Below are 17,559 nucleotides of genomic sequence, written 5' to 3' on the forward strand. Positions count from 1 at the left end.
GGCGATCGCCAAGGGACCCGTGCGTACGAACAATAGGAAGGGGACCCGATCTTGAGTTCGCTCGAGGGATGGTCACTAGGATTTGGTGAGGATGTCGACCTGCCCGGTTGGCTCTTCCTCCCGGAGGGGCTCGCACGCGACGAGCAGGAATTGTGGCTGCACTCGGCCACAGAGCTTCTGTGGGGTGTCATTGGCTCAGGTCCGGCAACCGAGGCTCGTGGCACCGAGACAATGGTTCGGTCCGTGCTCGCCGAGGGTCTCGCTGCTCGCGCCAGGTCGGCGTCATATGCGATGTATCAGGTTTGGCCCGTCCTCGCTCCTGCAGCAGTGATGTGTCACGTCGACTTCGTGGCAAGCGAAGACCTTCCAAACTGGAGAGATCTCGACGGAGTGATTCACGCGGCTGACGCGCGATATCTCGGCCCCGGCCTTCAGTACTCGACGCGCCGGCAGGTCGACGGCCCTGAGGCTCCGATCGATCTGAGCTCGGTTCACTTCGTCTTCGACGATGGCGAAGTGGCCCTGATGCTGACTTTGGAAGAGTCCATCTCGACGCTCATTGCGCACGCGGTGGTCGGATTCACCCGGCTGAAGGATGCATTGCAGGTGGTCAAGGCTGACGGCACGCCGTTCACCTCGACGGTGGTGCCGGACTACGTTCGCGAAGAGCAGTGGGTGCTCTCTGATGGTGGGGTCTCATGAACTTGCGTGAAGCATTGGGCGTGCCCGTCGTGCCCGAGTTCGAGCTCGAACTACCCGATGGCTGGGCGCGTCACGGCGTGGACGACGCTTCGCTCGAAGCGATGCTCGCTGCCGCAAAGCAGCGGTGCATGGAGGCGCACGCCGTCCACCTGTACGCAGAGGTGAAGGGTCAACTCGAGGCCGCCTTCGCGTCGATGCGTAAGGGTGGTGTCTTTGCCTTCTTCGCCCCGACGACTCCTGGTGATGGGACTCTGGCGATCCCGTCGTCGATCAATGCCTCCATCCGGAGCGGCGAACCGGGCCAGACGCTCGACAACTTGGTCCGAACCCTTATTCGCGACCACGGGGCGACGCCGCTACTGGGCGATCATCGGACCCTGCGGGTGGAGAAGGAGAAGACGACCCGGGTCGGGACCGAGATTGTCATCAACCATTCCGTCGTTTATCTCACCCCGATCCCGGGGGCCAAACGAAGGCGCGCACTTTCACTGGTGGCTGGTTTCGCCAGGACTCCTGATATCGACGCTGACTCGGAGTCGATCAACTCCGTGCGACTGCTGTTCGATGCCTGTGTCTCAACGCTGCAGTGGCGCTGATACGTGACGGATCATTGCGAACTCAGACTGAAACGACGTCCAGGGCGGCGATGACCAGGAACAGTCCCAACGCTCCAAGAACGATGAACACAGCGCCGCGGGTCAGCAGATTGACCAGAAGTGAGTTGGGGCCGACAAGTTCGCTCGATCCCGGGTTGTTGGGGTCGTACAGCGCCTCGACCACGTCGCCTACCTCAGGGTTCTTCAAGACTTCCGACTCACCTTGGTGCTGGCGACCCTGCGAATCGGTATATGTGTACTGAGTCTGAGTCACCTTCTCAGCCTCGACCGAACTGGTGGCGGATGTGCTTCGCTTAATTCGTCTCACGAAACGGACCGTTGCCTCGGTCCGGGTCCAACTGGCCCGGCGCATACTGCGGCGAATCCAAAGTATTGCCATGCAAACAGGCGCGATCAGCAGTGCGATGCCGATGACAAGTGCGGTGACTGATCCCGTATCCATGACTGTCCCTCTCAAAGTTTTCGGAGGCTGCACATCATACTGTGTGCTCAGAGTCCGGTGAGAATGGGCATGAGGCTTCGGAGTCTGAACGGACACCGACGCGACGTCCGTGGACAGCCAGTGCGTCGCGGTGATGCATTGGCGGTCGTTTGATCTTCCTGTCGTCTATGTCTTCCGCGAGTGGCTGTATTGCGGTGCGGAAGCTCTCTAATTGGTTGCGATCCATTCAAAGATTGAGGTGCACGGTGCGTCAGGCTAAAGAGGTTTCCATCCGAATGTCGCGGGATGCCGGTGAGGTTTTCGAAGCTGCAGTCGGCGTAGTTCAAGGTGCGAAGGTCCGACAGATCTTGGCCGTGCACAATGAAGGACGCAAGCTCGTCGTCCGCGAGAAGCCGAAGTTCTCGAATCCGAAGTTCGTCCTCGTCGGGGTCACCGTTGACGGTGCGGGCTCACAGTTGCACGTGGTGGTCGGTGCCGACCCTCGAACGCCTTCTGCGCTCTTAGACGGAACGATGAACGACCGAGCGTTGAAGAAGTTCGTCGAAGCGGTTCAAGCAGCGCTCGACGGTAGCGCTCCGGCGCCGGCGTCGCCGGTGACTAACCATTACCTCAAGAAGAAGACTCAGGTTCCGTGGCTCGACCCGAATCAGGAGCCGGAGATCGAGCTCGGTGGCAATCTTCTGGCCGTATACGGCCTTTGATCGCGCACCCTGTCGGATGCGAGTCGCTCGCCGGCCAAGTGGGACGCGCAGGGTGCCGACCCAGCGACGACCGTCTGACGTGGTATCAGTAGCCTTGCGGGCACCGTTGGAGGCCGGAACGTGAACTTCTGAACCGATGCCGCAACGGATTCGTTTTTACGCTTCACAAGCCTGTGCGGCGTGACTACGGTGACCCACGGTGTCCCGAGATCGGGCGCTGTGCAATGAAATCGCGGGAAAGGCAATGATCGATGACTGACTTCGGGGCAACATACGACGAGATGACCGGCACCGCCGACAAGCTCGACCAGGGCAAGGACACCATTGAGTCCGCGCTTGACGAGTGCCAGGGCTACGTCGACGAGCTCGTTCAGGACGGGTTCAAGACGGAGAAGGCGTCCGGTAAGTTCCAGGACGGCTACACCGAGATGACCACGGGTCTGAAGGACGCCATTGCTGGTGTCGAGGACATGGCGCAGGCGCTGCGTGACATGGCCACGGCGATCCAGGACCTGGACAGCCAGCTCGCCGGCGGCTGATCCATTCGCTTGATTGGGCGGGGCGACACGCGAGTGATCGCCCCGCCCGAGGCGGCATTTCGGCACTTTGACCGGGCAGATTGACGGAAGATCGAAGGGGAACGTGCGGTGGCGGACGTCAGGATCAAGATCGATACTCTCGCGAAGATCGCGTCGCAGCTGGACTCGATCGTCAACGAGTTCGAGAAAGCGGAAAGCCAGTCCGAAGAGCTGGAGGCCGACATCGGCAACCCCTACGGCCGAAGCGACCTTCGTGACAAGGCACAGGACTTCGAGGAGCGCTGGGATGACAAGCGTGACGAACTCAAGGAGAGCCTGAAGGAGCTCCAAGAGCACGTCAAAGGGGTAGTCGACGGCTTCGAGAACTGGGACAGCGAGACTGCCCTCCAGTTCCAGTCGAATACTTCGATCCAAGCCCCCGGGGCATCCGGCGGTGCTCCTTCGGGCTCCGCCGTCTAAGACGCGTATCCACGACACACCTGCTCGGACCTAGGAGCGCACAGACCATGGACTCGTCCCCTAAGGGCAGAGAGATCAAGACCGTAGAGGGCAACCCCTCCGGCATCATCGAGCGCGGGAACGCCATCGAGCGACTGGGCGAGATGATGAGCTCCTGCGCCGATGAGCTGGCGATGATCGCCGCCCACGATCTTGCCAACGGCGAGATGGACGGCAAGGCAGTGGAGAAGCTGCAGGAGAAGATCGGGGATTCCCACCAGACGCTCCGCGAAGCCAGCCAGCTCTATCGACCGGTCGGACCGATCATCGCGAAGTACGGCGAAGAGCTGCAGCAGTGGCAGCCGCTGATCAGGTCGCAGGTGGACACCTGCGAGGACCTGTGGGCCAAGTACGACGGCATGGAAGGTGCGCCGAACCACCCGTCGGGCGCCGGTCCGGAGGAAGGCAGCCCGGAGGCGCAGCAGGAGGAGGACGCCGCCGAGGCCAAGGAACAGGCCCGCAAGGACTGGGAGAACGCCGCCGAGACCTGGGACGGCTACTACGACTCCTGGGAAGACGCGTACGACGCTGCCGTCAGCGGCATCGGTAACGAGATGTCCGGGAAGATCGAGGACGGCTTCTGGGAGGTCCTCGACGACATCATCGCCGTCCTGGAGATCGTTGCGATGGTGCTCTTCGTGGCGAGCCTGTTCATCGCGGGACCGCTGGCGGCGATCGCGATGGCGGTGTCGGCTCTGGTGCTTCTTGCGAAGTCCATCCAGTTCTGTGCCGGAAAGTGTTCGCTCGTCGACCTCGGCCTTGCGGTTCTCGACGTCGTGCCGTTCGGCAAGTTCGGAAAGATGGCCGATGCGATCACTGATCTGGGCGCCGGCGCGTCCAAGTTCGCCAAGTTCTCGGCTGGGTACAAGGCAGCGGGTGGCGTCGGAGACGCCGTCAAGCTCAAGGCCTTCCCGGACATCATGACCAGTCTTCACGCCGGTCTCGACGTCGGTGACTTCACGCGGATCAGCTCGTACAGCAAGATATGGGCCTCTGCCGGCGACATCCAGGGTGCGTTGGCGAAGCAGGCCAACTCGTTCTACAGCACGGTGAACACGATCCAGGGCTTGCCCGACTCGGCCGTCGACATCTTCGCCTGAGTGGTCGACCTCCATGCATGATGTGTGCTGCTCGGAGCTTGTAATCAAATCGGAGGACGACCGTGGTCGGAACGTGGCGGGCTGAAGGAATCCACCCACAACGCGAATGGACCTTTGTTCCCAGTGACTTGGGACAGGGCGCCGAAGCGTGGGTGTCGACCGAGTGTGCCCGAGTGCGGGAGTGGTTCGGGACCAACGCGAGCCGGCAGTCCGATGAGGACGTACGTCGCATCCTCACGGACTCTCTCGCCACCATCGGTGAACCGGGCAGGCTGGTCACGATGCTTCACTGGCCGATGACTGTCCCGATCGCCAGCCGGGTCAGACTCGTCCTCGCGGAGCCCGGTGACCTCGACGTCCAGGCCTGGGAGAAGTCCGGGTTCGACGTCGACGAGTGCATCGGTGCGGCGATCGGCCCGGGCATCAAGTGCATCGCATCGCGGGACGAGAGCATCGACGGACGGGATCTACACCTGTCCACCGCGGTGTACGCCTTCAGCGGGGCCTCCGGCGGCGTGGGGCTGATCGTGGAGTCCGGCCTGCCCTTGGCCTTCCAGCTCACGATCACTCAGATGCCGATCATCCTCTCGAGCCTTTCACTCATCGACCCGGATGGTCGGACCTTCGAAGCCGACCCGGTTCCGGGTCTCACACGAAACCACGTTGACGAATGGGAGCACCTTTCCAATGCCTAAGGCGGCAGCGATTGATCCGGGTAACTGGGCAACGGTGCACAGCAACTTCGATCGCTTCGACATCAACGAGCTGAATCGAGTCGTTCTGGACTACGCGCAGATCGAGCTGGAAGCAGCCGAGAGGAAGCGTCGCCGCTCGGGTGCGGCGAACCTTGCTGCGAAGTTGATGTTCTGGGTCGCGCTCATCGGTCTGGCGGGACCGCTGTTCTCCGTGGCGATCTTTGCCAGCGGCGGAGGCACGAGGAAGCTCTCCGAAGACTTCTCGCCGGGTTTCGAGGTTCCGTGCGTCTACATCGGATGCGCGCTCGGATTCCTGGCCCTGCTCTACCACTTCGTGCCGTGGGTCCGGTCGACTCACCGGCAGTGGGACCGATCCCTGTTCGGGTTCTCGGTCTTCGTACTGGTCTCGACCGTCCTGCTTCTGGTCCTGATCTTCATGAGCGACGCGGATGCCTACCCCCGGGTTCCCCTCGTGATCGCACCGCTGTTGCTGCTGGTTCTCGGCATCGCGGTGATCGTCGCGGAGTTCCGGCTCTACTCGAAGGAGAAGCCGCCGGCGGTCGACGTCAACGCGTTGACCTCGGACGAGCTCGACGTCCTTCTCGCCCTGCGGCGTCAAGCGCTGACCACGCTCCGCTCGCGTTCCATCGTGTCCTACGACGAATTCGATGCACTGGACCGCAGTCCTCTGACTGCGAGTGCTGACGGAAAGGCTTGAGATGTCTGTGAACGGCGCAGGCTCGTTGAGGGAGATGCTGGGTGCGCCCAAGGACCCGGAGTTCCACCTGAAGCTCCTCGATGGCTGGGAGCGCCACGTTCCGGACGCTTCCGACCGGGAGGCGATCGACGCCGAGATGAAGCGGCGCTGCATGGAGGCCAACCGGCCCGATCTGCACGCGCACCTTCGGATGCAGATGGATCAGGCGTTCTCGCTCATGAAGCAGCAGAACGTGATCGCCTACTTCGCGCCCACCGCGGCGCCGACCGGCGACGTCTACATCCCGGGTTCCATGTTCGCCACCATCCGGCGCGCACCCAACGGCGAGAGCCTCGACGGCTATGTGACACACGCGATCCAGGCGTACGACGCCAAGCCGCTCTTCGGCGACAAGCGGTTCATCCGCTTCGAACGAGAGTCGACGAAGGATCTCCAGGGTGGCTCGATCGTCATGACCTCGATCGTTTATGTGACACCGATCCCTGGGTCGAAGCACCGTCGCGGTCTTCAGCTCACGGCATCGGTCGCGCGGCCCGTGGAGATGTCGGCGACAGACCCGTTGTTCATCGGCTGGAAGACGGCGTTCGACGTGTGCGCGTCGTCGCTTCGCTGGTCGCCGCCGCGGGCATAGCACGAGCGGGTGAGGTCGGGGGTTCGCGCCCAGTCGCGGCTGGCCGGATTCCGACCGTTTCGCGGAGTCGTAGCGCGCCCGGACGGACGTCTACGACGATTGTGTCTCTCGGAAGGAATGCAACCGTGAACCACCCAGAAAAGACAGCGCTCGGCGATGCACGCTGGCACGAGTACGCGGTTGGAATGCGGGCGGAGTGGGCGTACGCGGTGGGCTTCCTCATGGTGCCGTTCTTGGGAGGATTGGGCGTCTCGTTCGTGAGCATGATCGTGATCGGCGTGGTGGGCGAGGAAGGCGTGATCACGGATGTGCTGGAGCGTTGGATTCCGCTGTATCGCGCTCAGGACGTCAGCGAGAACCTGGACCTGTTGCTGAGGATCTCGTTCCTTCCTGTCGTGGCGTTCGCCTACCTGGGGTTCTTGGCGATCACGCTCGCCGAAACCGTCATCGAGGCGAGGGTGTCGAAGGCACTGTTCGACGCGGCAGACGATGGTGATCCGCGTTTGGTGCCGCCTCCCTCGCAGATTCGGCAGGTCGAAGGCGAGCCGTTGGAAGCAATGCGGATCTTCGCCAAGGTGAATCTCTGGGTCGGCGGGTTTGCTGTCGCGCTGCTCGTGCTGTTTGCCGTCGTCGAGGAGTCGGTGGCCGGTTGGCTCGCGGTGTTCGTTGTCGCGGCGTACACCATCGGACTCTGGGTCGGGGTCAACAAGCTTCGTGCCAGGTTGACTGTGCGACAGCAGCGGTGGCGGGAACGGGTCACCATGTGCTGGCCCGAACAGGCTGAGAACGCGGTGCGGGCACGAGCGGCGAAGAAGCCGACATCGGTGAAGGAGGGCGATATCGAGGGAGCGCCCGGCGGGCGACTTCGGGCGTTTGCCAGGACCCTCGTCCTGTTGCCGGGCGGGCTCGCGATCATTGCTGTGTTCTTGATGCAGATCGGGCTCGCGGTTCGCCACCCCGGCTCGAGCAAGTACCAGCTCGCTGACGAGGTGGAGTATGACACCGCTGGCGAGGCCCTGCTCAGCGGAATCTGGTGGATCATGCTCGCGGTCGTGGCTGCCTGCGTGCTGATGATCCTCGCTTCCGCTGTGCTGGCACAGGCGGGGACGAGTGCTATGGAGCGTTGGTTGCGCGAGCGGGCGGCTGATCCGATGGCCAGCAGGCCGCCGTGCCAAGTGCTTCTGGGGTTCTCGGAGCGCCAAGGGCTACCCGCGCTGAAGGGGATGGGATTCGTCGCAGGGCTGGTGTCCGTATTCGGGACCGGTCTCGTGCTTCTGGGCTCTCTCGACATGGGCGGCTTTGCTGACATCTATCGCGGCAGCGACCAGATCTTCGGTGCGTACGTGGCACCTGCGCTCGGGGTGATCGGCGCGAGTCTGCTTCTCGTTCTCGTTTGTATGGGACTGCACGTGTGGCAGGCAGTGAGCGAGCGAGAGTTCCGCAACTTCCTTCGGGAGCGGTGGCCAGTCCGGCCTCCTGGGGTCGGGCAGCGGAAGTCCGACGAGGCGACGAACGCGACGTAGGTCTTGGATCGCTAGCCTTACCCCGGCTTTGCGAACCTACAGATGACGGGATGTGAGCGGTGACTCGGGGAATCGCAGCGATGACGGCGGCCACGGCGGCCCTGGTTTCGGGTTGCAGCGTTGGTGCTCCGCCCAAGGACTTCGCGATCGAGGACGCGGTCCTCGCGATGCGAGTGCACGAGGGTGGGGAGGACTCCAGCCACCTCGTTCTGGTCTCACCGGAGGGGAAGACTCGAGCGATCGAGCTCGACGGGGTCGAAGGCGCCGGGATCTCCTGGACGGAGCATGGGATCACGACCTCCGACCCGAAGCACGACTATGTGATCGACGAGTCCGGGCTCACCGACCACAAGCGTACGAGTGGCGATGAGTCTCTCGAGACGAGTCAGGAGTGGTACCGCGTGCAGGTTGGCGAGGGGACGTTGGTCGGCTTCAGTCCCGCAGACTCGTCCAAGGATTCGTTCGTGACCTACATCGACGATGACACGGGCGAGGCGACGACCCGAGTGTCTCCGTACGGTGGTACGTCGACCGCGGCGGTGTGTGGTGAGCGCGTGTTCTCCTCTGGGCGGGGCACCGACACCAAAGCCTTCGAGGACGACAGCGAGTCCGTCCCGGAGAACCAGCTGGACCGCGCCGCACTGACGTCGGCCTACCCGCATGACGGTACGGACATCTTGAGCAGCTTGGAGCCTTCGACCTTCCCGGGCACGACGTCGCCGTGCGTCGACGGCATCGTCTACGAAGGGTGGGAGAACGACGCTGACCAGCACCTCGTACGGGTCTGGAACACCGCCAAGGGAACGCCCGCAGCGCAAGTCGCCGTCGACCACGAGATCGTCTACCCGGCGGACGACGACTCATCACGCATCGGCGGACCGGATCGGGTGACGGTCTCGGACGGACAGCTCTTCTGGGTCGTCGACAACACGATGTGGAGCGCACCGGTGCCGACCACCGAGGCTGCGCCGATTCGTGCCCGCAAGGTGGTTTACCTGCCGGGCTCCGTCGGGCTCGATGCGGAGGTGCTGGCGTACTCGGCGAACGCTGCCTACACGGTCACGAACGAGACCGACCTGCACAAGCGCTTCACCAGGCGTCGAAGTGATCGTGTGTGGACAGAGCTGACGGAGTTGAGCCTGGTACGCACGGATCTGGCCACGGGGAAGCCGTCCCTGGCGTTGGAGGTGGACATGGATGACGTCGACTTCCCGACCAAGGACGCCAGTGTCACGGCTCTGGCGATCAACCCGGACTGGCTGGCCAAGAGGGGGAATAGCTGATGGCCGAGGTGCCGAAGGTGCTCGCGGCGTGGGCACGCAAGACCGATGAAGCAGAGAAGGTGTGGGCTCGAGAAGCGGTCGACAGCTGGGCACGCACGGCGCCGTTCTCGCAGCCGTTGAACTGGGGGGAGGCGGAGGCCGCGGTGCTCGGTCGCGACTATCCGCCGCTGCCGGGAAGGTTCGCGCTGAAGCTCGTGGGCTTTGTCGGCGTGGGCTTCCTCGCTCTGATCGCTGCCCCGCTCTACGGGGCCGCTTTGATCGGGCTCGTTCTGGTTGCGCTCGCCCCAGCGCAGAGCACCGGTGCCGAGGGGCTGCTGTGGCTGGCCAGGCTCGCCTTCGGGCTCGCGATCATCGTGGCCGGCCTGGAGCTCTCCACGTGGTGGGGGACGCGTCGGCGAAGCGCCTACGGGGTGGCGACCGCCGCTGTCACCGCGATCGGAGCGGGCGCGGCGTACGTCTTGGTCCTGATCCTCGATCTTCCTGAGATGGCCTGGCTGGCTGCGTTGGCGCTCGTCGCCGCGATTCTCGGAACCGCACGTCTGGTTCTCGAGCTGGTCTCCAAGCCGGAGGGCGGTGCGAAGAACCGGAAGCCGCCGCCGCGTGGGCCACGAGGTTCGAGCCAGCGGTTGCGGGCGAGCAAGGCGCGCGCCAGGCTCCTGGAGATCCTCATCCAACGTCGGCTGGTGACGGTGGACGAAGGAGACAAGATCCGGCTTCGTGAGATGCCTCTGGGCTACTGGTCGGAGCTCGACGGGTTGGACGAGCGGGAGTGGCGGCGGGTTCTGGAGTATCGCCACGTCGGATGGCGCGAGTTCGACGCGAGCGACGAACAGGTTCGCTGACCACGGAGAGGTCGCGATGCTGATGTTGCGAAGGTCACCGCGCGACACGCCGAAGTAAAGAACGCGCTGCAGGGGCTCGGGTTGCCAGGGTGACGCGCGTACCTCTCGATCTCGGGAACATTCACTGTTGAAAGGGTTCTTCATGCGTACTCGCACCACCGTCCGGACCGGTCGACTGGCCGCCGTCGGCCTCAGCCTCGGCGTCGCGCTCACGTTGGCCGGGTGCGGCTCCGAGGAGACCGACGCGGACGCCGCGGTCGAGGTCGAGTCCAGCGCACCGGCCTCCGAGTCCCCGTCCGCTGCGGCGCCGGCCGGCGACGAGACCGAGGTGAAGATCGGGAAGACGTTGAAGGACCCCGACATGGGCGACACGATCGAGGTCGTCTCGGCGGTCCGCGACTTCCCGTCGACGGAGGAGGCGGACCTCATCGCCGAGGGCGGGGAGGTCGTGCTGCTTCAGGTGAAGATCAAGCCCGGCACGGAGTACGGCGGCCGGATCTCCGAGGGGAACTTCGAGATCTCGTGGGACAACGGCGGTGACTTCGAGAGCTCCGACACCCGTCTGATGACGGAGGAGTTGACCGCCGCGAAGCGTACGCCGCTCGAGGACGTGCAGCGGCGCGACGGCGGCGAGCACACCGCCTGGATCGCCTTCCAGGTGGAGGAGAAGGCCGACACGTACCTCATCGAGTACGAGCGCGACGGAGCGAAGGTGATCGGCTCGGACAAGACCATTGCCGAGTTCACGGAGCAGGTGGAGATCCCCGCCTCGTGAGGTGACCACAGACCGTTCGGCGGAGACCGGCTATGTCGATGGCAGGTCTCCGCCGCGGCTCGTTAGGATCTGGGCGTCCGTTGTCTCGGAGAGGGGACTGAAGGTGCATCCTGGGGCACGTCGTCGCGTGGGGCTCGTTTCCGTTGCCAGTCTCGCGCTCGTCGCAACCGCCTGCTCGGGTGATCTGCCGGCGTCGGTCGAGGAGGGCACCGAGGTCGCGGTGGCGTGGCAAGGGTCCCTGACGAGCACCAACCCGGCGAGCGCCGCGAGCGTGACCGACGGAAACCTCGACATCGCCTCGCTGACCCGCGGCGCGTTCGGCACTCTCGTCGACGACACGGTCGAGATGGACGAGACGTTCGGCAAGGTCACGATGGAGGGCGACAAGCAGGCCCGGGTGCGCTACGACCTGGCCGAGCCCAGCTGGTCCGACGGGGTTCCGATCGACACGGCCGACCTGATGCTCGCCTGGGCGGCCACGTCGGGCTACTTCGGCACCGCCCAGAAGGGCAGCGACGGCAAGGTCGACTTCGGCGGAGTGCCGACCGGACTGACCAAGAGTGCCTACATCCCCGAGGTCGACGAGGGCGCGCGGGCCATCGAGGTGCCGCTGGTGGTGCCGGTGGTCGACTGGCGTACGGCCCTGGATGTTGCCGTCCCGGCGCACGTGGTCGGGCAGAAGGCGCTGAAGATCGAGGACCCGATCGAGGCCAAGGAGGTCGTCGAGACCGCCATCGAGGAGTCCGACACCGCGAAGCTGACCAAGATCGCCGAGGCGTGGAAGACCGCCTTCACGGTCGCCGAGGACGGCAAGGCGCCCGAGGAGGCGCTGCTGTCCAGCGGGCCCTACCGGGTCGTGAAGATCGCTGCGGGCGAGACCGGCCAGGAGGTCGACCTCGAGGCCAACCCCGAGTACGCGGGCGAGGCCAGGCCGACCTACGAGCAGGTACGCCTCACCCCGGCGAGCGCCGACGCGCTGGCCGGCCTCGGGGAGGAGGTCGACGTCGTCCAGGTCACCCCGACCAAGGCCAACCGGAAGCAGGTGCGCGACCTCGAGCGTCGCGACTACGGCGTCGCCGAGGCCAATGACGGCACCATGTGGGCGCTGATCCTCCGCACCGACCGCGGCCTGTTCAAGCGCAAGGAGACCCGCACGGCCTACCTCCGTGCCGTGCCGCGTGGCGACATCGCCGAGGGCGGTGCGGGCGAGTGGGCCGAGGCGTACGAAGCCACCGACGTCGTGCTGTTCCCGCCGGGTGGTGAGGGCTACCAGATCGCGACCGAGGACTCCGGGTTCTCCACGAAGTTCAAAGCCTCCGAGGATGCCAAGGCCCCGCGCGGCGCCCGGGTGTGCATCGCCTACGACAAGTCGAGCGCGTTCGCCTCCGGCGCCTACGACACCATCGCGAACGTCGTCGACGACGAGGGCTGGTCCACCACCGACTGCGGTGCGTCCGGGGCCGACAAGGTGATGTCCGGCAACAAGTGGGACGCCGTCCTGGCCAGGATCCCGATCCCGCAGACGCCGGAGGAGATCTCGGCGCAGTGGGGCAGCAAGGGCAGCCAGAACGCGACCGGCGGCGGTGACCGCGAACGCGACCGCCTCATCAGCGAGCTGGCCCGCACCGCCGATCCCTACGAGGCCCGCGACGTACGCGTCGAGATCGAGAAGACGCTGGTCCAGGACTCGATCGTGGTGCCGATCGTGATGAACCCGACGGTGACGGTGAGCGACAAGAAGGTCGACAGCGTACGACCTCGGTCCGGTCAGGTCGCGCCGCTCATCTCGACCATCGTCGAGTGGGCGCCGACCAAGAAGTAGCGGACTTTTCGACTTTTTGAGTGGTTGGGTCCGTCGCCCCTTGCATAGGGTGCGGGCATGACGACGCTTCATCCCGGGGCAGTGTTCGGACACTACCGCCTGGACCGCATTCTCGGCGAAGGTGGAATGGGCGTCGTTTACGACGCATTCGACACCAGGCTCGAACGCCAGGTCGCGCTGAAGATGGTGCACGCCCATCTCGCCGACCGGCAGTTCATCGACATGTTCATCCGCGAAGGCCAGACCCTCGCGCAGATCAGGTCGCCCCACATCATCGCGATCTACGACATCGGCGAGCAGCAGGGCAGCCCGTTCATCGTCACCCAGTTCATCAAGGGCGGCGACCTGTCCGGCCTCGTACGCTCGAAGGGGCCGCTGGCTCCTCACCTGGCCTGCCTGGTCAACGCGCAGGTCGCGGGCGCGCTCCACGACGCCCACCAGGTGGGGATCATCCACCAGGACGTCAAGCCGTCGAACGTGCTCGTACGCAACCCGGCGAGCCCTCTCGACCCGTTCGCGTTCCTGTGCGACTTCGGGATCGCGACGTCGTCCTCGGACTCGCCGGCCGGCGGGATCACGGGCACGTGGAACTACCTGGCACCGGAGTACATCCGCGACGAGCGCGACGCCCAGGGCCGCCCGATCATGCCGGAGCCGTCACGAGACATCTACGCCGCCGGCTGCATGCTGTGGTTCTCGCTGACCGGCAGGATCCCGTACGCCGGTGAGGCCGTGCAGGTGGCGATGGCGCACCAGAACGCGCCGATCCCGCAGTTCGTCGGCACCGACGAGTGGACCAGGGAAGCCAACCGGATCCTGCAGCTCTCGATGGCGAAGGACCGGCGCAACCGCTACCAGAGCGCCGCGGTGTTCAAGGACGACCTGCTGAAGCTGCGCGAGATCACCGCCCCGGCGCAGATCGTGCCCGCGCCCTCCATGACCGACCCGAACCCACTGCCGATCCTGGTCGCGGCGGTGCGGGCGCCGTCGGAGAGCGAGGCCATCCTGATCGAGGAGGCCGCGCGGCCGTCGAGGATCACCCCGCTCCGGGTCGGTGCGGCGATGGTCGGCGTGGCCGCCCTCGGGGTCGGTGGAGCTCTGGCGATCACCCAGCCCTGGGTCGAGCACGGGCCCGAGCCCATCGTGCCGACCGTCAAGGGCGCTGCGTACGCGGACGTGAACGGCGACAAGTTCGGGGACGTGGTCACCAACACCCAGAACCCCGACGGCAAGGGCGTCGACGTGGTCACCTGGAAGTCGGACGGGCGCACGTTGACCCCGTCGAAAGCCGTCACGTACGACGACCCCGCCCTCCCCGCGGACAACGACGGGAGCGAGGTGTTCCCGCTCTGCGCCGACTTCACCGGCGATGGGAAGAATTCGCTGATCACGTTTGTGCGGAGCGAGAAGGGCTTCAACTTCCACGGCGACCTGGAGGGATCACTCAAAGCGCCGGCGGGGGTCGTCGAGCAGGGCAAGAAGATGGCCGGGTCGACGTTCTACTACGACCTGGGCACCGACGACTTCGACGGCGACGGTGTCGCCGATCTGTTCATGGCCACGACCTTCGGCAACCCGGACCCGGACCTCGACAGACAGGGCAGGACGGTCGGGGACGGCGCCATCTGGGTCTATCGCGGCACCGGGTCGGGGTTTGCGGAGCCGACGCAGTTCGCGGCCTATCCGGCCGACACCAGGGAGCAGATCGTGGTGGGTGAGTTCACCGGTGACGAGAAGGCCGATCTGGTGGTGCTGAACCGAGCCGCAGGTGAGCCCGAGGACAAGACGCTCACGACCGGAACCTCGGAGCTGGACCTCTATCAGGGAGACGGGGCCACCATCGCCGAGGCCAAGTCGTTCTCCTTCAAGCACAAGGGGATCAGCTCGATCGTCGCCGGCGACGTCGATGGCGACGGCCGGGACGAGATCGTCGTCGGAGAGTCCGGACGGGGCGAGGGGCAGACGATCACGGTAGGGACCTTCAGCGACGACCTGGCCGAGTTCTCGATCGCCACTCGCGGAAAGCTTCCCAAGCCCCGCAACACCCTCAAGACCACCAGCAGGTATCCCGTGACTCTCGCCGACGTGAACGGGGACGGGCTGACCGACGTGATCGCGGCCTCCCAGGACACCAGCGACAGCCCGTACACGTTCTATGTGGCTCTGGCAGCGAAGGAAGGCTCGTTCCAGGGCCATGAGCTGGCGACATGGAAATCGTCACCCGAAGACGTGCGTCGATACAACATCATGGGAGGAACCATCGGATGAGCGATTCCACCGGAATCCCCGACGACAGCCCTCGCGGTCCTCAGCCCTCGTTCGAGCGTCCGGTCGTCGACGACCCTGACAAGACCACGATCCGGCCCCGGATCGCTCGACCCGGTGGGCCAGCCGGTACGCCGCCACCGCCGCCCCCACCACCTTCGACCCAGGCACCACCCCCTCCGCCTCCGCCGCCTTCGATGCCTGTGCCGACGCAGGCGCCGTCCCAGGCGCCGACCCAGGCGCCGACGCAGGGACCGGCTGGATCAGCGCCGCCCCCGCCGCCACCGCCTGCGCCGCAGGACACCCCTGGGATGATCGGGCCCTACCGGCTCGAGCAGCAGGTGGCGGCCAACGACAGCGCGGTGGTCTACCGGGCCACCGACACCCGCCTCAACCGAGCGGTCGCCATCAAGGTGCTCCTCGGGCGGAGCGCCCGCGACCCGGAGTTCGTGTCGAGATTCGACAAGCAGGCCACCCTGATGGCCAAGCTCGACTCACCCCACATCATGGGCGTCTACACCAACGGCCGGACCAACGACGGCGCCCCCTATCTGGTCTCCCAGTTCGCCGACGGCGGCGACCTCGGCTCGCTGCTGAAGGCTCAGGGCCGGCTCCCTGGACCGATGGCCGCCGACATCTGTGCCCAGATCGCCGACGGCCTGGCCGCGATCCACTCACCCGAGGTCGGGGTGGTGCACGGCGACGTGAAGCCGTCGAACATCCTGCTGCGTGACGGCAACACCCCGCCGTACGCCTATCTCTCGGACTTCGCGGCGGCGCGGGCCGACGACTCCGCGACGGCCCGGCCCGGCATCCACTCGGGTGCCTGGGACTATCTGGCGCCCGAGCGCGCGATGGGAGCGCCGGCCAGCCCGGCGACCGATCTCTACTCGCTGGGCTGCCTCTTCTACGAGCTGGTCATCGGGTCGGTGCCCTTCACCGGGGCGAACGACGTCGAGACCGCGATGGCCCACAGCTCCCAGCCGATCCCCACGCTGCCCGGCCGCGACGACTTCACCCTGCAGGCCAACGACCTGCTCTCGGGTCAGGGCGGCCTGCTCACCAAGGACCCGGCCGGGCGGTCCAGCGATGCCGTCCGGGTCCGGGACCGGTTCGCGGCGATGGCGGGGCGTCAGATGGGGTTCGCCTCCGGTGCGACCGTCACGCTCAAGCGCGCCAAGACCAAGTGGTGGGTTGCCGCGGGCGCGGCAGCGGCGGTCTTCGTCGCAGGTGGTGCCGCGCTCGGGATCACGCTCACCACCACGGAGAACACCCCGGCCAAGCCCAAGCCGGCCGTGAGCGGGGACATCACCGGAGACCGGTTGGGTGACGTGGTTCTCGGTGCGCCTTTCCTCGGCTTGAGCTATGCCTCGGACAGCGAGGCTGCCACTCTGTTCGCCTCGACGGGCAAGGCGTTCAAGACAGGCACCGAGAAGAACCTCCGGTTCGGCAACCTGCTCGGTGATCTGGATGCCGACGGTCGGGTCGACGTTGTTCAGCTGTCCGGCGTCGGGTCGACCTTCAGCGTCGAGTCGAACGCCAAGGATCAACCGGACGGCTCCATCCAGGTCCCTGTCTCGGCCAAGCGCCTGGCCATGTTCTGCGCCGACTTCAACGGTGACGGGCGCGACGACATCGGCATGATCTCTGTCGGCAACGGAACCAAGCTGCCCGCGGACGACGCAGAGCTCGGGAAGCTCAAGGACCTCCAGGCCCACGTCACGGTCATGCTGAGCAAGGCCGACAACACCTGGGCCAAGAGCGCCGACTGGTACGCCGGGCCCTGGAACGGCACCACGTTCGACATCAACTTCGAGGTCGGTGACCTCGACGGCGACAAGCGGGCCGACATCGTCATGGGCGCCAGGGAGAGGTCGCCGGCCGCAGCTGTGCTGCTGATGAGCCAGGGATCGAAGCTCACCAAGACGGAGCTCGAGCTGCCCGGACCCGACGGTGACCGGTCCGCAGGGACCGCCATCTTCGCCGACCTCACCGGTGACGGGAAGGACGAGATGATCACCCAGGAGATCGTGGAGCAGAAGTGGGCCTTCCGGGTCTACTCCTTCGACCCCGAGGGCAAGAAGTTCGTCCACGAGCCGTCGTGGGACATCGACGACCCGGTCAGGAACGACGACGCGGTCAGCGGTTCTCAGATCCCTGCAGTGTCCGACGTCAACGGCGACGGCCGCGACGACCTGGTCAACCCGCTGCGTGCGGGGGACGGGGACTACGAATACCTCAACAAGGCCTCGGTCCTGATCTCTGGCAAGGACCAGTTCACCGTGGAGACCTGGGATATGCCGGGGGCCGACCAGTTCCAGCCCCACCCCCCGTTGCGCAAGGCTTCCAACAACAACGGCACCGGGACCCTCTAGATCAACCTCTGGATCAACTGGAACGGCCCGC

17 protein-coding genes are annotated in these 17,559 nt (G+C 65.5%); 16 read left to right on the forward strand and 1 reads right to left on the reverse strand.

The genetic code is table 11. From position 1 onward, the window contains the following. Positions 1 to 51: 51 nt before the first annotated feature. On the forward strand, positions 52 to 702 hold the full coding sequence (locus tag ACWZJV_RS16250) for a hypothetical protein (RefSeq protein ID WP_457177142.1): 651 nt from the start codon (positions 52 to 54) through the stop codon (positions 700 to 702). Beyond that, positions 699 to 1,298 (forward strand): protein TPRXL, encoded by a 600-nt coding sequence (locus tag ACWZJV_RS16255; protein ID WP_196875839.1) that lies wholly within the window; start codon positions 699 to 701, stop codon positions 1,296 to 1,298. The genes ACWZJV_RS16250 and ACWZJV_RS16255 overlap by 4 nt, the downstream gene beginning before the upstream one ends. A 22-nt stretch (positions 1,299 to 1,320) precedes the next feature. On the opposite strand, the gene ACWZJV_RS16260 is transcribed toward ACWZJV_RS16255, so the two are convergent. After that, the gene (locus ACWZJV_RS16260; RefSeq protein WP_196875838.1) at positions 1,321 to 1,761 is read right to left on the reverse strand and encodes a DUF3592 domain-containing protein; all 441 of its coding nucleotides are present in this window, start codon (positions 1,759 to 1,761) and stop codon (positions 1,321 to 1,323) included. Between the two features lie 275 nt (positions 1,762 to 2,036). Between ACWZJV_RS16260 and ACWZJV_RS16265 the strand changes: the two genes are divergently transcribed. The 14 genes from ACWZJV_RS16265 to ACWZJV_RS16330 all read left to right on the forward strand — a co-directional run bounded on the left by ACWZJV_RS16265 (position 2,037) and on the right by ACWZJV_RS16330 (position 17,528). Continuing rightward, complete coding sequence (locus tag ACWZJV_RS16265) at positions 2,037 to 2,462, forward strand: hypothetical protein (RefSeq protein WP_457177145.1); 426 nt, start codon at positions 2,037 to 2,039, stop codon at positions 2,460 to 2,462. Positions 2,463 to 2,713: 251 nt separating this feature from the next. Beyond that, positions 2,714 to 3,001 carry a WXG100 family type VII secretion target gene (locus tag ACWZJV_RS16270; RefSeq protein ID WP_008356184.1) on the forward strand — a complete coding sequence of 96 codons (288 nt, stop codon included), beginning with the start codon at positions 2,714 to 2,716 and terminating at the stop codon, positions 2,999 to 3,001. 108 nt (positions 3,002 to 3,109) lie between these two features. After that, positions 3,110 to 3,460: a flagellar protein FlgN gene (locus tag ACWZJV_RS16275; protein ID WP_008356186.1), complete on the forward strand. Its 351-nt coding sequence runs from the start codon at positions 3,110 to 3,112 to the stop codon at positions 3,458 to 3,460. A gap of 47 nt (positions 3,461 to 3,507) precedes the next feature. Continuing rightward, positions 3,508 to 4,599 carry a hypothetical protein gene (locus ACWZJV_RS16280; protein ID WP_457177147.1) on the forward strand — a complete coding sequence of 364 codons (1,092 nt, stop codon included), beginning with the start codon at positions 3,508 to 3,510 and terminating at the stop codon, positions 4,597 to 4,599. Positions 4,600 to 4,661: 62 nt separating this feature from the next. Further along, entirely contained in the window at positions 4,662 to 5,294 is a 633-nt protein-coding gene (locus ACWZJV_RS16285) for a hypothetical protein (protein WP_008356190.1), read from the forward strand. Next, complete coding sequence (locus ACWZJV_RS16290; protein ID WP_457177149.1) at positions 5,287 to 6,012, forward strand: hypothetical protein; 726 nt, start codon at positions 5,287 to 5,289, stop codon at positions 6,010 to 6,012. Before ACWZJV_RS16285 ends, ACWZJV_RS16290 begins: the two co-directional genes overlap by 8 nt. 1 nt (position 6,013) lies before the next feature. Continuing rightward, the gene (locus ACWZJV_RS16295) at positions 6,014 to 6,643 is read left to right on the forward strand and encodes a protein TPRXL (RefSeq protein WP_457177151.1); all 630 of its coding nucleotides are present in this window, start codon (positions 6,014 to 6,016) and stop codon (positions 6,641 to 6,643) included. 125 nt (positions 6,644 to 6,768) lie between these two features. Beyond that, positions 6,769 to 8,166 carry a hypothetical protein gene (locus ACWZJV_RS16300; RefSeq protein ID WP_457177153.1) on the forward strand — a complete coding sequence of 466 codons (1,398 nt, stop codon included), beginning with the start codon at positions 6,769 to 6,771 and terminating at the stop codon, positions 8,164 to 8,166. 80 nt (positions 8,167 to 8,246) lie between these two features. Further along, on the forward strand, positions 8,247 to 9,449 hold the full coding sequence (locus ACWZJV_RS16305) for a hypothetical protein (protein WP_457177155.1): 1,203 nt from the start codon (positions 8,247 to 8,249) through the stop codon (positions 9,447 to 9,449). Next, entirely contained in the window at positions 9,449 to 10,291 is an 843-nt protein-coding gene (locus ACWZJV_RS16310; protein WP_457177157.1) for a hypothetical protein, read from the forward strand. Before ACWZJV_RS16305 ends, ACWZJV_RS16310 begins: the two co-directional genes overlap by 1 nt. Positions 10,292 to 10,433: 142 nt before the next feature. Then, a complete protein-coding gene (locus ACWZJV_RS16315; RefSeq protein WP_457177159.1) occupies positions 10,434 to 11,066 on the forward strand; it encodes a transcriptional regulator in 633 nt (210 codons plus the stop codon). A gap of 127 nt (positions 11,067 to 11,193) precedes the next feature. Further along, entirely contained in the window at positions 11,194 to 12,888 is a 1,695-nt protein-coding gene (locus ACWZJV_RS16320; RefSeq protein WP_457177161.1) for an ABC transporter substrate-binding protein, read from the forward strand. 57 nt (positions 12,889 to 12,945) lie between these two features. Continuing rightward, complete coding sequence (locus ACWZJV_RS16325; RefSeq protein ID WP_457177163.1) at positions 12,946 to 15,156, forward strand: protein kinase domain-containing protein; 2,211 nt, start codon at positions 12,946 to 12,948, stop codon at positions 15,154 to 15,156. A gap of 308 nt (positions 15,157 to 15,464) precedes the next feature. Next, entirely contained in the window at positions 15,465 to 17,528 is a 2,064-nt protein-coding gene (locus tag ACWZJV_RS16330; protein ID WP_457177165.1) for a protein kinase domain-containing protein, read from the forward strand. Positions 17,529 to 17,559: the final 31 nt, after the last annotated feature.

This window comes from Nocardioides sp. WG-D5, assembly GCF_054031175.1.

Excerpts from the sequence above, each read along its gene's own strand:
- ACWZJV_RS16280 (WP_457177147.1), top strand. The coding sequence starts at position 3,508 with ATGGACTCGTCCCCTAAGGGCAGAGAGATCAAGACCGTAGAGGGCAAC.
- ACWZJV_RS16265 (WP_457177145.1), top strand. The coding sequence starts at position 2,037 with ATGTCGCGGGATGCCGGTGAGGTTTTCGAAGCTGCAGTCGGCGTAGTT.
- ACWZJV_RS16255 (WP_196875839.1), top strand. The coding sequence starts at position 699 with ATGAACTTGCGTGAAGCATTGGGCGTGCCCGTCGTGCCCGAGTTCGAG.
- ACWZJV_RS16260 (WP_196875838.1), bottom strand. The coding sequence starts at position 1,761 with ATGGATACGGGATCAGTCACCGCACTTGTCATCGGCATCGCACTGCTG.
- ACWZJV_RS16290 (WP_457177149.1), top strand. The coding sequence starts at position 5,287 with ATGCCTAAGGCGGCAGCGATTGATCCGGGTAACTGGGCAACGGTGCAC.
- ACWZJV_RS16305 (WP_457177155.1), top strand. The coding sequence starts at position 8,247 with ATGACGGCGGCCACGGCGGCCCTGGTTTCGGGTTGCAGCGTTGGTGCT.
- ACWZJV_RS16270 (WP_008356184.1), top strand. The coding sequence starts at position 2,714 with ATGACTGACTTCGGGGCAACATACGACGAGATGACCGGCACCGCCGAC.
- ACWZJV_RS16310 (WP_457177157.1), top strand. The coding sequence starts at position 9,449 with ATGGCCGAGGTGCCGAAGGTGCTCGCGGCGTGGGCACGCAAGACCGAT.
- ACWZJV_RS16315 (WP_457177159.1), top strand. The coding sequence starts at position 10,434 with ATGCGTACTCGCACCACCGTCCGGACCGGTCGACTGGCCGCCGTCGGC.
- ACWZJV_RS16295 (WP_457177151.1), top strand. The coding sequence starts at position 6,014 with ATGTCTGTGAACGGCGCAGGCTCGTTGAGGGAGATGCTGGGTGCGCCC.
- ACWZJV_RS16325 (WP_457177163.1), top strand. The coding sequence starts at position 12,946 with ATGACGACGCTTCATCCCGGGGCAGTGTTCGGACACTACCGCCTGGAC.
- ACWZJV_RS16330 (WP_457177165.1), top strand. The coding sequence starts at position 15,465 with ATGATCGGGCCCTACCGGCTCGAGCAGCAGGTGGCGGCCAACGACAGC.